Origin of the sequence: Microbacterium sp. MMO-56 (assembly GCF_037146215.1) — a bacterium.
Taxonomy (GTDB): Bacteria; Actinomycetota; Actinomycetes; order Actinomycetales; family Microbacteriaceae; genus Microbacterium.
In genome coordinates this window covers 177687-190759 of record NZ_JBBCVW010000007.1, presented here as the reverse complement: position 1 = coordinate 190759, position 13073 = coordinate 177687, and the positions used below count along the sequence as shown (strand labels likewise).

The 13073-nt window shown below is 68.8% G+C and carries 11 protein-coding genes and 1 tRNA gene; 6 read left to right on the top strand and 6 right to left on the bottom strand.

Annotated elements, in window-relative coordinates:
- Positions 1-84: 84 nt before the first annotated feature.
- The 4 genes from WFI00_RS08845 to WFI00_RS08830 all read right to left on the bottom strand — a co-directional run bounded on the left by WFI00_RS08845 (position 85) and on the right by WFI00_RS08830 (position 4150).
- Complete coding sequence (locus tag WFI00_RS08845; protein ID WP_336631618.1) at positions 85-777, bottom strand: restriction endonuclease subunit S; 693 nt, start codon at positions 775-777, stop codon at positions 85-87.
- 8 nt (positions 778-785) lie between these two features.
- Positions 786-2735, bottom strand: a complete 1950-nt coding sequence (locus WFI00_RS08840; RefSeq protein WP_336631619.1) for a type I restriction-modification system subunit M — start codon at positions 2733-2735, stop codon at positions 786-788.
- A gap of 392 nt (positions 2736-3127) precedes the next feature.
- Positions 3128-3199, bottom strand: a tRNA-Arg gene (locus WFI00_RS08835).
- 150 nt (positions 3200-3349) lie between these two features.
- Positions 3350-4150, bottom strand: a complete 801-nt coding sequence (locus WFI00_RS08830; protein ID WP_336631620.1) for a phosphatase PAP2 family protein — start codon at positions 4148-4150, stop codon at positions 3350-3352.
- A 112-nt stretch (positions 4151-4262) separates the two neighbouring features.
- Here WFI00_RS08830 and WFI00_RS08825 point away from each other — a divergent pair, with 112 nt between their 5' ends.
- Entirely contained in the window at positions 4263-5174 is a 912-nt protein-coding gene (locus tag WFI00_RS08825) for an endo alpha-1,4 polygalactosaminidase (protein WP_336631621.1), read from the top strand.
- Between the two features lie 138 nt (positions 5175-5312).
- On the opposite strand, the gene WFI00_RS08820 is transcribed toward WFI00_RS08825, so the two are convergent.
- Both WFI00_RS08820 and poxB read right to left on the bottom strand, forming a co-directional pair.
- Entirely contained in the window at positions 5313-6509 is a 1197-nt protein-coding gene (locus WFI00_RS08820; RefSeq protein WP_336631622.1) for an MFS transporter, read from the bottom strand.
- A gap of 127 nt (positions 6510-6636) precedes the next feature.
- Positions 6637-8373 (bottom strand): ubiquinone-dependent pyruvate dehydrogenase, encoded by a 1737-nt coding sequence (gene poxB / locus WFI00_RS08815; protein ID WP_336631623.1) that lies wholly within the window; start codon positions 8371-8373, stop codon positions 6637-6639.
- A gap of 98 nt (positions 8374-8471) precedes the next feature.
- On the opposite strand from poxB, the gene WFI00_RS08810 reads away from it, so the two are divergent.
- The 5 genes from WFI00_RS08810 to WFI00_RS08790 all read left to right on the top strand — a co-directional run bounded on the left by WFI00_RS08810 (position 8472) and on the right by WFI00_RS08790 (position 13008).
- Positions 8472-9047 (top strand): helix-turn-helix domain-containing protein, encoded by a 576-nt coding sequence (locus tag WFI00_RS08810; RefSeq protein WP_336631624.1) that lies wholly within the window; start codon positions 8472-8474, stop codon positions 9045-9047.
- Positions 9048-9165: 118 nt separating this feature from the next.
- Positions 9166-10149, top strand: a complete 984-nt coding sequence (gene speB / locus WFI00_RS08805; protein WP_336631625.1) for an agmatinase — start codon at positions 9166-9168, stop codon at positions 10147-10149.
- A complete protein-coding gene (locus WFI00_RS08800; protein ID WP_336631626.1) occupies positions 10146-11630 on the top strand; it encodes a purine-cytosine permease family protein in 1485 nt (494 codons plus the stop codon). The genes speB and WFI00_RS08800 overlap by 4 nt, the downstream gene beginning before the upstream one ends.
- Complete coding sequence (locus WFI00_RS08795; protein ID WP_336631627.1) at positions 11627-12610, top strand: carbon-nitrogen hydrolase family protein; 984 nt, start codon at positions 11627-11629, stop codon at positions 12608-12610. Before WFI00_RS08800 ends, WFI00_RS08795 begins: the two co-directional genes overlap by 4 nt.
- The gene (locus WFI00_RS08790; protein WP_336631628.1) at positions 12607-13008 is read left to right on the top strand and encodes a hypothetical protein; all 402 of its coding nucleotides are present in this window, start codon (positions 12607-12609) and stop codon (positions 13006-13008) included. Before WFI00_RS08795 ends, WFI00_RS08790 begins: the two co-directional genes overlap by 4 nt.
- Positions 13009-13073: the final 65 nt, after the last annotated feature.

The following is a 13073-nucleotide window of genomic DNA, read 5'->3' as shown; positions in this document are numbered from 1 at the left end:
GTCTCCGGACGAACAGGTTGCTTGGTCGCTACCGATCCTCCGGGCCTCGACCCACCTCACCCCGTCACGCCACGCCCGAGCGCCTCACCCCACCCAGAATGCGCAGAGCCGCTTAAGGGCGATACCGTCTCTGACACCGCGAGACACGGAGCGCGCGATTACGGCGCCGCGGCGTTCAGTGAGGAGGGTGATGAGTTGCTCGTTTTTCGCGATGAACGCGTCGATCTGCGCAGTCTCCCGATCCAGATAGTCCGCAATCGCAACGGCCTCTTCAACGGGCGGCGTTGGCGCCCTAAAGTATCGGATCGTCGCCTGGCCGAGACCGACCCTCGTCACTCCCGGAGTCTTGGCTTCGAAGTACGCCTTTGCGTAGTCAGACTCAAGCAAATACTTGAGGAACCGACCTCGCCGCTTGTCCATGGGCCTGAAGATGCTTAGGTGATACCCGTAAACGGTGCCCGGCAGATCTCTTGGCGCGTAGGACGGAATCCCGATGTCGGCTGCGGTCTCCGAATCTTTGGTGAATGGCACATCCCCAGCGCGCACCGAGAACTTCGCGATCTGCTCCGAGGTTGCAGTCGCCATCATGAAGTGTGAGCTGTCCACGATCCGGTCGCTGTAGTAGACGTCGGTGTAGTTGCACAGCTTCACCGGCTGTTCACCCTCGTATGACTTCTTGTCGACCGTGCTCGTAAGCACCCGCGCCAGCGTGACCGCGGGTTGCACGTCCCAGTGCCAGGGAACCTCGCCGAGAAACTCGACACCGGAGTCACGCATCGCGCGAGTCAACCTTCAACCTCGACCAGCATCGCGCGGAGTTGATCCATAACGGCGTCAAGTTCGTGGTCGATCTCCTCAAGTGAACGCGGTGGGACGTATTGGAAGAAGTGTCGGGTGAAGGGAATCTCCGCGCCTTCCTTGGTCTTGTCGTAATCGACCCACGCGTCGGACGCGTACGGGAGGATTTCGCGGGCGACGTAGCTGTCGACATCCTCGTCCCACGACACGTTCTCAGTGTCCCGGAGTGACGCGTCCGGTTCCGGGTTTCCCTTGGCGTCGGTGCAGGTGTCGGCGGTGTCATCCTGCGCACCAAGCTCGGTCGTCACGGTCTTGAGGAGCGGTGCGGGGAGGGTGAGGCCTTCGGCTTCAGCGGCATCCTTCAGCACCTTTTGGAACTCTGCCCGGTTGGTCCAGATCGTGTCGGTTCCGAGTCTGTCGAGAGCTGCGCGGAGGGCTGCGGCATCCGTCTCGTTTAGCTTCTGGATGGCTTTGGCTTCGAAGACGGTGTCTATGCGTTCGGGGGTGGCGTGCCAGTTGAGTTTGAGGGGGCGTTCGACGGTGATGGTGCGGTAGAGGAAGTCCTCGTTGCGGAAGATCTTTGAGTGCTCGCCGTCCTCGAATCCGGCGTACAGGTCGACGATGGTCTCGATGTTCTTCGGCGAGAGTTCGTTGCGCTTGGAGCCGACGCCCTTACGGAGCTTGGTAGACATCTCGCGGCCGTCAATGAGCTGTACCCGGCCCTTGCGGTTGTCGTCTTTGCGGTTGGTGAGGACCCAGATGTAGGTGGAGATGCCGGTGTTGTAGAACATGTCCTTCGGCAGTCCGATGATCGCTTCGACGAAGTCGTTGTCGAGCAGCCACTTGCGGATGTTCGACTCGCCACCTCCGGCGCCGCCGGAGAACAGCGGCGAACCGTTGAGGACGATGGCCATGCGGGAGCCGCCGTCTTCGAGTTTGCGCATCTTCGACACCAGGTGGAGCAGGAACAGCATGGCGCCGTCGCTGACGGCAGGGGTGCCGGGGCCGAATCGGCCGTTGAAGCCGAGCTTGGCGTGTTCGTCGTCGACGAAGGTGCGCTGGTCTTTCCAGTCGACGCCAAAGGGAGGGTTGGATAGGCCGTAGTCGAACTTCTTGTCGTCGAAGGCGTCTTCGGTGAGAGTGTCGCCGAGGGCGATGTTGTCGACGTCCTGGCCCTTGATGACCATGTCGGCCTTGCAGATCGCGTACGACGCGTCGTTGTAGTCCTGCCCGTACAGGCTCAGCTGGATGCCCGGGTTCAGGGTGCGGAGGTACTCGTCGGCGACGGAGAGCATGCCGCCGGTGCCGGCGGTCGGGTCGTAGATCGACCGCACCACGCCCGACTTCGAAAGGGCGTCGTCGTCGAGAGCGAACAGTAGCTCGACCATTAGCTTGATGACCTCACGCGGGGTGTAGTGGTCACCGGCGGTCTCGTTCGACTTCTCGTTCGCGAACCGGATCAGCTCCTCGAACACCAGACCCATCTGAATGTTGCTGACCGTGCGGGGGTGGAAATCGGCCTGCGCGAATTTCTCCGTCACCGCGAACAGCTTGTTCTTCTCCGCCAGCTTGTTCAGCGTCTTGTCGAACTCGAACCGCTCGAAGATGTCCCGAACATTCGTTGAGAACCCGGCCAGGTACGAGGAGAGGTTCGCGCGGAGGTCGGCCGGGTCGGCGACGAGCTTGCCGAAGTCGAACGGGGACGTGTTGTAGAACTGGTGGCCGGCGGCTTCCTGGAGCTTGATCGCCTGCAGCATCTCGGGGAGCGTCTCGATGCCCTTCGCGGCCGCCAGGACAGCGGGCTTGGTGTCGGCGAGGACGGCATCGAGGCGGCGGAGCACCGTGAACGGGAGCACGACCGACCCGTACTCCGAGGGCTTGAACGGGCCGCGAAGAGACTCGGCGATGTTCCAGATGAAGGCGACGTGATTCACCACAGGTGGGCACTCCTGCTGTAGAGCTAGCGAACAAGCGGCAGCGACGCCGCGAACCATTCCATCCTGGCCCATCTCAGTCGGATCGTCTGGCAGCGCCAGGCTGACGATTGACTCCAAGCGGGCGTCTCCGAGGACGAAAGAACTACGTGTCAGTTCGCAAGCGGCGCGTCGAGGTGGTCGGTGCCGTCATCGTCCGCGACGGCTTGTTTTGTCCACGCGGCGCGCAACGCAATCCCGAATACCGCCCGTGTCGGCGTTTGCTGACTCAACGACCCCGACAAGAGCTACTGGCGAAACAACGAAAAAGAGCCCGGCCGATGGCCGGGCTCCCTCTCATGAATGTCACCTATGTCGCGACTCAGATGTCTCCTATGTCGCGACTCATCACACGGTGCCCCTGGAGGGATTCGAACCCCCGACCCGCTCCTTAGGACGGAGTGGCTCTTCCACTGAGCTACAGAGGCAGGCGTGTCGAGTTTACCGTCCCGGGCGTCCCGATCCCTCTCCACGCACCAAAGAGGACTCGCCACGCACCACAGAGAACCCGCCACGCACCATATAGAGAGCTCCCCACCCACCAGAGAGAACTCCTCGCCCACGACGGAAAAGAGGAGTCACCCGACGCGGCGGAACAGCCGCGCCGCCAGCAGCGCCGTCGCTCCCGAGGTCACGGTGATCGCGACGAGGCCCGCGAGCATGGAGACCTCCGGCGCCTCATCACCGCCCGCCACGGCGAGGTATGCCGCCCCGAACGCGACGGCGCAGGCGACGGAAGCCACCACAAGCAGAGCGATCGTGCCGGCCACGCCGGGTCGCGCGCGTGACGCGGGCGGTCGGAGCGGCGCGAGCACCGCCCCACCCAAGAAGACGAAGATCGCCACGACGAGGATGCCTCCGACGACGTCACTCGGTCGATGCCATCCGTTACCGACGAGCAGCGCTCCGATGACGATCATGATGATCGCGCCGAGCGCGGCGATGAGGGGACGGAGCCGCGGTGCGCAGACGAGGAACAGCGCGAAGATCGCGGATGCCGCGACCGTTGTATGCCCCGAGGGGAATGAGTTGTGCCACTCCCCCGTCGCACCGTTATCGGGACGGCTCAAGAGCTGATGCTTCAGCAGCTGCGTGGTGAGGTTCGAGGCTGCCACGACGCCGAGCGCCACCACGGTTGCGAGCACCTGGCGCCGCACCAGGCCGATCATCACCGCAACGAGGACCACGCCGGCGCTCACCAGCGGCACCAGGTCGAGCGCGTCCGCGAACCGCGTGACGCCGCTCGACTGCGCGCCGATACGTGCCTGCTCATCCAGGAGCTGCCCCATGTATCCGTGCACGAAGAACAGGTACGACCCGACGAACGCGACGACGAGCCCGGCGGCAATCGCCAGGAAGTGCCAGGAACGGACGGTCATCCCGAGATCGTCCCACGCTTATCCGGACAAAGCCTCAGACACGCGGCGACGCGGCCTGTGCATGTCCTCCGCATCGGCAGGGAGCGGGACGGAGCAGCACTAGAGTCGCCGGATGCACGCTCTCTCGAACGAGCCCTCCGCGCGCCGATCCCGACACCGGTCGCGTGCTCTCCTGGCAGCGGTGTTCACCGGCATCCTCGCCCTGTCCGCCTGTAGCGCGACACCCTCCGACCCGAGCGCTACCCCTGCGCCGACGGCGACCGAGACGTCGTCCGTTGCGCCCGAGCCCACCACCTCGTCACGCACGGTGGCGCTGCCCCCGGCGGGCGCGGCCTTCGACTATCAGCTCGGCGGCGCGTACGACCCGCCCGCGGGCGTCGAGATCGTGGCGCGAGACCGCACCGCCGACCCCGCGCCCGGAAAGTACGGCATCTGCTACGTCAACGCCTTCCAGACTCAGCCCGGCGAGCAGGCGAAGTGGCCGACCGATGTCCTTCTTCGGTATGCCTCCGGCGCGCCCTTGATCGACCCCGACTGGCCGGACGAGGTCATCGTCGACACCCGGCAGACAGACCGGGTCACCGCGGTGGTTCTGCCGTGGATCCGCGGTTGCGCCGACGCCGGCTATGCCGCGGTCGAGTTCGACAACCTCGACACCTACACCCGCACCGACGGAGTGCTGACGCGCGACCACAACACGGCCGTCGCCGGCATCCTCGTCGCTGCCGCTCACAAGGCGGGGCTCGCGGCCGGGCAGAAGAACGCCGCCCAGGATGCCGCGCACCTCCGTGAGACGGCCGGGTTCGACTTCGCCGTGACCGAGGAGTGCGCCGCCTTCGACGAGTGCTCTGCGTACACGGATGTCTACGGGCAGCAGGTGCTCGAGATCGAGTATCCCGACAGCCTCACCGCCTCATTCGCCGACGTCTGCGCTCGGCCCGGCCGCCCGGCCTCGCTCATCCTGCGCGACCGTGCGCTCGCAACTCCCGACAACGCGGGCTATCTCTACGCCACCTGCCCCTGAGCGCCGCGAAGCTCGGGTTCTCGAGCCCGGTGCCGGAGTTGACGATGCCCGCCGCCTTCTCATCCGACCCGGCTGAACGCGCGGGATGCCAGCCCGGCGAGCGTCGACGCGACAGCGCCTTCGGTCGCGCTGACCCCGTCACCGACCGGCACGACGGAGCGCGCCGTAGGCGCACCCCGCCGCCGCAGCGCAGAGCAGCACGACGGCGCCGGCGACGCCGATCCATCCCACTCCCGCGAACACGAGGCCGAGCGCCCACCCGAACACGCTCGACCCGGCGTAGTACGCGAGGTAGTAGAGCGAGGATGCCTGGGCGGCGGTGCCCGGCGGAGCGACCACGGGCGTCCATCCGGATGCCACCGCGTGCGCCCCGAAGAAGCCCGCGGTGAGCACGAGGAGCCCCGTGACGAGCACCGGCAGCGACGGGACGAGCATGAGCAGGGCGCCCGCCGCCATCACGGCGGTGGAGCCCAGCAGCACGGGCATCCGGCCGAATCGGCTGGCCAGAGCGCCGGCGCGCGGCGAGGACACGGTACCGGCGAGGTACGCGAGGAAGAGCAGGCTCACGATCGCCTGTGGCACGACGTAGGGCGGGGCGGCCAGGACGAAGCCGACGTAGTTGTAGACGGCGACGAAGCCTCCCATGAGCAGGAACCCCTGCGCCGCGAGCGCGAGCTGCGCCGGCGACCGGAGGACGATGCCGAGTCGGCGGAGGACGGCGCCGATCCGGGCGGGTGATGCCTCGAATCGTCGTGCGCGGGGCGCGAGCCAGAGGAAGAGGACGGCGCTCGCGGCGCACACGACGGCCACGACGAAGACGCCCACGCGCCACGACCCCTCCTCCGCGAGCGGGCCGGCGATGATGCGCCCGGCGAGTCCGCCGACGGTGGTGCCGGCGATGTAGCTGCCCGCCGCGCGCGCGGCGTGGCCGGCGTCGACCTCCTCGTTGAGGTAGGCGAGGGCGACGGCGGGCACGGCGCCCAGAGCGGCGCCCTCCACGAAGCGGGCGGCGAGGAAGACCTCCATCGTGGGGGCGAGCGGGGCGAGCAGGCCGACGGCGGTGGCCGCGACGACTCCGATCGCCATCGTCGGCCGGCGCCCGATCCGGTCGGCGACCATAGACCACGGGATCACGGCGACGGCGAGCCCGAGGGTCGCGGCCGAGACGGCGAGAGCGGCGGTCGCGGGCGTCGTCCCGAGGTCGGCGGCGAGGAACGGCAGCACCGCCTGCGGAGAGTACAGCTGTGCGAACGTGGCGACACCGGCGAAGAACAGCCCGGCGATCAGCCGCCGATACGCGGGCTCCCCCGGCCGGTGTCCCGCGATGTCCGTCACCCCGCCACGCTACCGGCGCGCCGCACCCATCCCCGCCCGCGAGACCGCACGAATATCACGCTTCAGCCGCAGGAGCGTGACATTCGCGCGATCTCGCGTCACGAGGGCGACGGCGATGGGCCGCGGCTCAGTGGAAGAGGCGCCGCCAGATGTTGGTGTCGGCGAGGTCGAGCAGCTCGTCGCCGCGCCCCGAGAGGACGGTGCGCAGAGCCCAGAGCGAGAACCCCTTGGCCTGGGCGGCCGTGATGGACGGCGGCATCGCGAGTTCCTGACGCGCGGTCACCACGTCGACGAGCACGGGCCCGTCGGTCGCCAGCGCCTCGGCGATCGCGCCGCGCAGCTCGCTCCCCTTCTCCACCCGGATGCCCCGGATGCCGACGGCCTCGGCGATGTCGGCGAAGCTCGGGTTCTCCAGGCCGGTGCCGAAGGTGACGATGCCCGCAGCTTTCATCTCCAGCTCGACGAAGTTCAGCGACGAGTTGTTGAAGACCACGATCGTGATCGGCAGGTCGTTCTGACGGATCGAGAGGAGGTCTCCGAGGAGCATCGCGAGACCGCCGTCGCCGGCGAGCGCGATCACCTGCCTCGACCGGTCGACGGCCTGCGCGCCGAGCGCCTGCGGCATGGCGTTGGCCATCGAGCCGTGGGCGAACGATCCGAGCAGCCGGCGCGATCCGTTCATCGTCAGGTAGCGGGCGGCCCACACCACGGGGCTGCCCACGTCGGCCGTGAAGACCGCGTCCGCGCTCGCGAGCTCGTCGACGACCCGCGCGACGTACTCGGGGCGGACGGGCGCCCGCCCGTCGTCGACGGCCAGGTCATCGAGGCGCTCCCGCGTCTTGCGGTAGTGCGCGACGCTGTCGTCGAGGTGCGCCGACGACCGGTCGCCGTGCAGCAGCGGCAGGAGCGCGGCCGCGGTCTCCTTCACGCCGCCGACGAGGCCGACGTCGATCGGGGTGCGTCGGCCCAGCTGCTCGCCGCGCACGTCGACCTGGATCACCGTCGCCTTCGACGGGTAGAACTGCCGATACGGGAAGTCGGTGCCGAGCATCAGGAGCGTGTCGCACGACTCCATGGCCCGGTAGCCGGACGCGAAGCCGAGCAGACCCGTCATGCCGACGTCGTGCGGGTTATCCCACTCGATGTGCTCCTTGCCCCGAAGCGCGTGGACGATCGGCGCCTGCAGCGCCCGCGCGAGCGCCAGGACCTCGTCGTGCGCACCGGCGACTCCCGACCCGGCGAGGATCGTGACCTTCTTCGCCCCGTTGAGCGCCGTGGCGGCGTCCGCGAGAGCGGATGCCGCGGGCAGCACCGTCGAGCCGGCGGCGCGGATCGGCGCGGTGGGCCGCCGCTCCGGCGCATCCGCGAAGAAGACGTCGCCGGGCACGACGATCACGGCGACGCCGCGCTTCTCGACGGCGGTGCGCATCGCGATCTCGAGCACCCACGGCAGCTGCGCGGGGTCGCTCACGAGCTCGCAGTAGACGCTGCACTCGCGGAACAGCTCCTGCGGGTGCGTCTCCTGGAAGTAGGTGCTGCCGATCTCGGCCGAGGGGATGTGCGAGGCGATCGCCAGCACCGGCACCCGGTTGCGGTTGGCGTCGAACAGGCCGTTGATGAAGTGCAGGTTGCCCGGTCCGCACGAGCCGGCGACGACGGCGAGCTCGCCGGTGAGCTCCGCCTCGGCGCCCGCTGCGAAGGCCGCCGCCTCTTCGTGACGCATGTGCATCCAGCGGATGCCGCCGTCGCCCTCACGCCGCAGCGCGTCGGTGAAGGCGTTGAGAGAATCGCCGGGCAACCCCCAGACCCGCTCGACGCCTGCCCGGGTGAGAGTCTCGATGAAGAAGTCCGCAACGGTCGCCATGCCTCGACGCTACGCCGTCCGAATCGAGGCGGACAATGCGTTGACATCCGCGCGCCCGCCCTCCGATCCGCCGGATCGCCCCGGGCTACGATGCAGCTATGAGATCCGCCCCCATCGAAGCCGGCAATAACCGGATCGAGATCGGGTCGCGCATCCGCGCCGCGCGTCAGCAGCAGCAGATGACGATCGACGACGTCGCCCAGGCGAGCGGAGTGACGCGCGGATTCCTCTCCCGGGTCGAGCGCGATCTCGCCTCGCCGAGCGTCGCGACCCTCATCGCCCTGTGCGACGTGCTCTCGCTCGACGTCGGCTCGCTCTTCCAGGCGCCGGACGTGCATCTGGTGCGCCACGACGAGCGGCTCCGTCTCAACCTCGGCGGCGTCGACAGCACGGATCGGCTGATCACGCCGCGGCGCGAGTCGCGCGTGCAGGTGGTGCGCTCCGAGATCGCGGACGGCGGGCACGGCGGAGAGGAGCGCTACTCGCTCGCCGCCGAGGTGGAGGTCGTGCACGTCCTGTCGGGCCGCATCGAGGTGGAGTTCTCCCACGAGAGCCTCGTGCTGGAGACGGGAGACTCGCTCACCTTCGACGGTCGCGAGCCGCACACCTGGCGATCGGTCGGCGGTGAGGCCGAGGTGATCTGGGTGCTCACCCCCGCCCTCTGGAGCGCCTGACCGGTTCTTCGACGCCGTCCGCCGGGATGGGGCTTGCGCACGGCGCGTTCATCAGGCATGCTGACGCTGTTTCCTATTACGCATCACAGGTTGCGTATTAGTACTCAGAAGGAGCTTCGTGTCCACCCACTCGTCCGACACTCCGCCGACCCCGCCCGTCGGCCCGATCGACGCCAGCGTCACCCCCCGCTTCGCCGGCCTCGCCACCTTCGCCCGGCTCCCCCAGCTGCGCGACGTGACACGGGCCGACGTGGCGGTCGTCGGAGCACCCTTCGACGCCGGGGTCAGCTACCGCAGCGGCGCACGGTTCGGCCCGGCGCACATCCGCGAGGCATCCCGCCTGCTGCGGCCCTACAACCCCGCGGTCGACGTCCACCCGTTCGGCGCCCAGCAGGTGGCCGACGCCGGCGACATGGCCATCAATCCGTACGACATCGCGACCGCGGTCGCGCAGATCGAGGCCGCCGCGCGCGAGCTCGCGGGTGTGGCGGACCGCCTGCTCGTCCTCGGCGGCGACCACACCATCGCCCTTCCGCTCCTGCGGGCCGTCGCCGATCGGCACGGCCCCGTCGCCGTCGTGCACTTCGACGCGCACCTCGACACCTGGGACACCTACTTCGGCGCTCCGATCACCCACGGCACCCCGTTCCGACGCGCGTCGGAGGAAGGCCTGATCGACCAGGAGGCCAGCCTGCACATCGGCATCCGCGGCCCCCTGTACGCCGAAGCCGACCTCGCCGACGACGCCCGCCTCGGGTTCGCGCAGATCACCAGCGACGACCTCCAGCGGCAGGGACTCTCCGACGCGATCGATCGGATGCATCGACGTCTGGGAGACCGGCCGGTGTACGTCTCGGTCGACATCGACGTGCTCGACCCTGCGCACGCCCCCGGCACCGGCACGCCGGAGGCCGGCGGGCTCACCAGCCGTGAACTGCTCGGCCTGCTCCGCGCCCTCGGCACCCATCGCATCGTCGGGGCCGACGTCGTCGAGGTGTCGCCGCCCTACGACCACGCGCAGCTGACGGCCGTCGCCGCCAGCCACGTCGCCTACGAGATCATCTCCGCAATGGCGCGGAGCGGAAAGAAGGACGCATCATGACCATCCCCTCCCGCTCGACCTCGACGGCGTCGTCGCCGGCGCGCGCACCCCTGACGACGGGTGCGATCACCCTCGAGAAGCGCTCCATCGACTACGTTCCCCGCACCGAGCGTCGCGGTCGCGTCTGGCATCAGGGCCCGTTCTGGTTCACCGGGAACTTCGTGTTCCTCACGATGGTCGTCGGGTTCATCGGGCCCTCCCTCGGCCTCGGCGTGACCTGGAGCATCCTCGCGGTCGCCCTGGGCGCGGCCTTCGGCACCTTCTTCATGGCGTTCCACGCCAACCAGGGCCCACGGATGGGCCTGCCGCAGATGATCCAGTCCCGCGCGCAGTTCGGACTGCGCGGAGCGATCATCCCCTTCGTGGCGACGATCTTCGTCTACATCGGCTTCACCGTGTTCGGCACCGTCCTGATCACCCAGGTCATCCAGCTCTTCCTGCCGGGGTCGAAGTTCCTCTGGTATCCGCTCGTCATCGGCGTCGCGATCCTCATCGCCATCGTGGGCTACGACCTTCTGCACTTCGTGCAGCGCTGGCTCACCTACCTCCTCATCGCCGCCTTCGGTCTGCTCACCGTCGTCGCCGCCGTCACCCTGCCGATGACCGCGACCCCGGTCACCGCCACAGACACGTGGGACGGCCCCGCCTTCCTCATCCAGCTCTCCCTCGCCGCCGGCTACAACATCAGCTACGCGGTCTACGTCTCCGACTACTCCCGCTATCTGCCGGAGGACTCGTCCGCGCCGAAGCTCATCGGCTGGACCTACCTCGGTGCCGCGGGCTCGGCGATCTGGCTGATGTCGCTCGGGGCCCTGCTCGCGGGCTACCTGCAGCAGAGCGACGCCATCGCGGCGCTCACGACAGCGGGCGATCTCGTCTTCCCCGGATTCGGCCTCGCCGTCGTCGTGATCGGCGCGATCGCCCAGCTCACCGTCACCGCCGTCAACTGCTACGGGACGATGCTCACCGGCATCACCGCCGTCGACGGCTTCGTTCCGGTGCGGCCGACGCTGCGCCTGCGCGTGCTCGGTCTGGTGCTGGTCGGCGCGGTGGCGACCGCGATCGCCCTGGCCATCCCGGATGCCTACCTGACGAGCTTCAACGGCTTCGTCGCGCTCATGCTCTACTTCCTCGTCCCGTGGACGGCGGTGAACCTGGTCGACTTCTACCTCGTCCGCCACGGCCACTACGCGATCACGGACATCTTCGCGCGGCACGGCGTCTACGGCACGTGGGCGTGGCGCGGCATCCTGGCCTACGCGCTCGGCTTCCTCGCGATGGTGCCCTTCTTCGCCCTCCCGTTCTTCATCGGCCCGATCGCGGCGGCGCTGGGCGGCGCGGACATCGCCTTCATCCCGGGCCTGATCGTCGGCGGCGGCGTGTACGCTCTGCTTGCCCGCGGGATCGATCGGGACCGCGAGGCCGCGGCGATCGCCCGTAGCGAGGCGGAACTCGAGATCATCGAAACGGTGAAGGCATGACCGACGACACGGCGCACGTGGCGCTCGTCCAGCAGCCTGCGCGCGTGCTGGACTCCGCCGAGACCATGCGGCGCGGCGCGACGCACATCGCCGACGCCGCGGCGCGCGGAGCCCAGCTGATCGTCTTCCCCGAGACCTGGGTGTCCTGCTATCCGGCGTGGGCCTTCGGCGCCGCGGGCTGGGACGACCCCGTCGCGCGGACCTGGCACGCGCGGCTGCTCGCCGACGCGGTCGTGCTGGGCGACGCGGATGACCTCGACGACGGCCTCTCGCCGCTGCGACGTGCCGCACAGCAGAGCGGCGTCACCGTCGTCGTCGGCATCAACGAGCGCCCCACACCCGCGAGCGGCACCGTCTTCAATTCGCTGGTGACGATCGGTCCCGACGGCGCGCTGCGCAACGTGCACCGCAAGCTCACCCCGACGCACACCGAACGGATCGTCTGGGGCGAGGGCGACGGAGCGGGCCTGCGCGTCCTCGACACGGCGGTCGGCCGGGTCGGCGGGCTCGTCTGCTGGGAGCACTTCCACCCGCTCGCACGCCAGGCCATGCACGCCCAAGACGAGCAGATCCACGTCGCCGCGTGGCCGGACATGCCCGACATGCACCACGTCGCGTCGCGGATGTACGCGGCGGAAGGACGATGCTTCGTGCTCGCCGTGGGCCAGTACCTGACGGTCGACGACGTCCCGGACGACCTGCTGGGCCTCTTCCGAGCGGGACTCGGACCGAGCGGCGACGACCCGGACGTCCTCTTCGACGGCGGGTCGGGGGTGGTCGGCCCCGATGGGTCCTGGCTCGTGCCACCGGTGCGCGGAGAGGCCACCACGATCCACGCCGAACTCCCCCTGGTGGAGCGGGATCGGATGAGCCTCGACCTCGATGTGGTGGGGCACTACTCGCGATCCGACGTCTTCGACCTCCGCGTCGACCGCCGGCGGCGGGCGGCGGCCCGGTTCACCGACGGGGATGCCCTGTGAGCTCGGTCCTGCTGCTGGTCGGACTCATCTCCCTCGCCGTCGGAGCGTTGTCCGGCTTCCTTCTGCTCATAGCGGTCGACCACCCGGACCGGTTGAGGTCGCTCGGGATCGTCGACCCCGTGCGCGTGCGGCAGGTGCACCTCGACTGGATCATCATGGGCACCGTCATGGCGGTGACGGCGCTCGGGGTTCCGCAGATGACGACGCTGACGGCCGCCCTGGTCCTCATCGGCGGGGTCGTGAATCCGGCGACGTTCATCCCGATGGCGTTCTCGCGCACCGTCGCGACGACGAAGACATTCCAGATCGTCTCCTTCGCGTCGTTCACGGCGCTGAGTCTTGGCCTCGTGCTCGCGGTCGTCGACATGATCGCCGGGCGCGGCGCGCTCCCGCTCTGACTCTGATCGACCCCGCCGCCGGTGACGGCTCATTGCGCGGCGCGCAATCGGTTCCCGCGCGCGGC

What these genes read in the sequence shown, in the direction of transcription:
- WFI00_RS08810 (WP_336631624.1), top strand. Translation starts at nt 8,472, where the DNA reads ATGAGATCCGCCCCCATCGAAGCCGGCAATAACCGGATCGAGATCGGG.
- WFI00_RS08845 (WP_336631618.1), bottom strand. Translation starts at nt 777, where the DNA reads ATGCGTGACTCCGGTGTCGAGTTTCTCGGCGAGGTTCCCTGGCACTGG.
- WFI00_RS08825 (WP_336631621.1), top strand. Translation starts at nt 4,263, where the DNA reads ATGCACGCTCTCTCGAACGAGCCCTCCGCGCGCCGATCCCGACACCGG.
- WFI00_RS08795 (WP_336631627.1), top strand. Translation starts at nt 11,627, where the DNA reads ATGACCGACGACACGGCGCACGTGGCGCTCGTCCAGCAGCCTGCGCGC.
- WFI00_RS08800 (WP_336631626.1), top strand. Translation starts at nt 10,146, where the DNA reads ATGACCATCCCCTCCCGCTCGACCTCGACGGCGTCGTCGCCGGCGCGC.
- poxB (WP_336631623.1), bottom strand. Translation starts at nt 8,373, where the DNA reads ATGGCGACCGTTGCGGACTTCTTCATCGAGACTCTCACCCGGGCAGGC.
- WFI00_RS08830 (WP_336631620.1), bottom strand. Translation starts at nt 4,150, where the DNA reads ATGACCGTCCGTTCCTGGCACTTCCTGGCGATTGCCGCCGGGCTCGTC.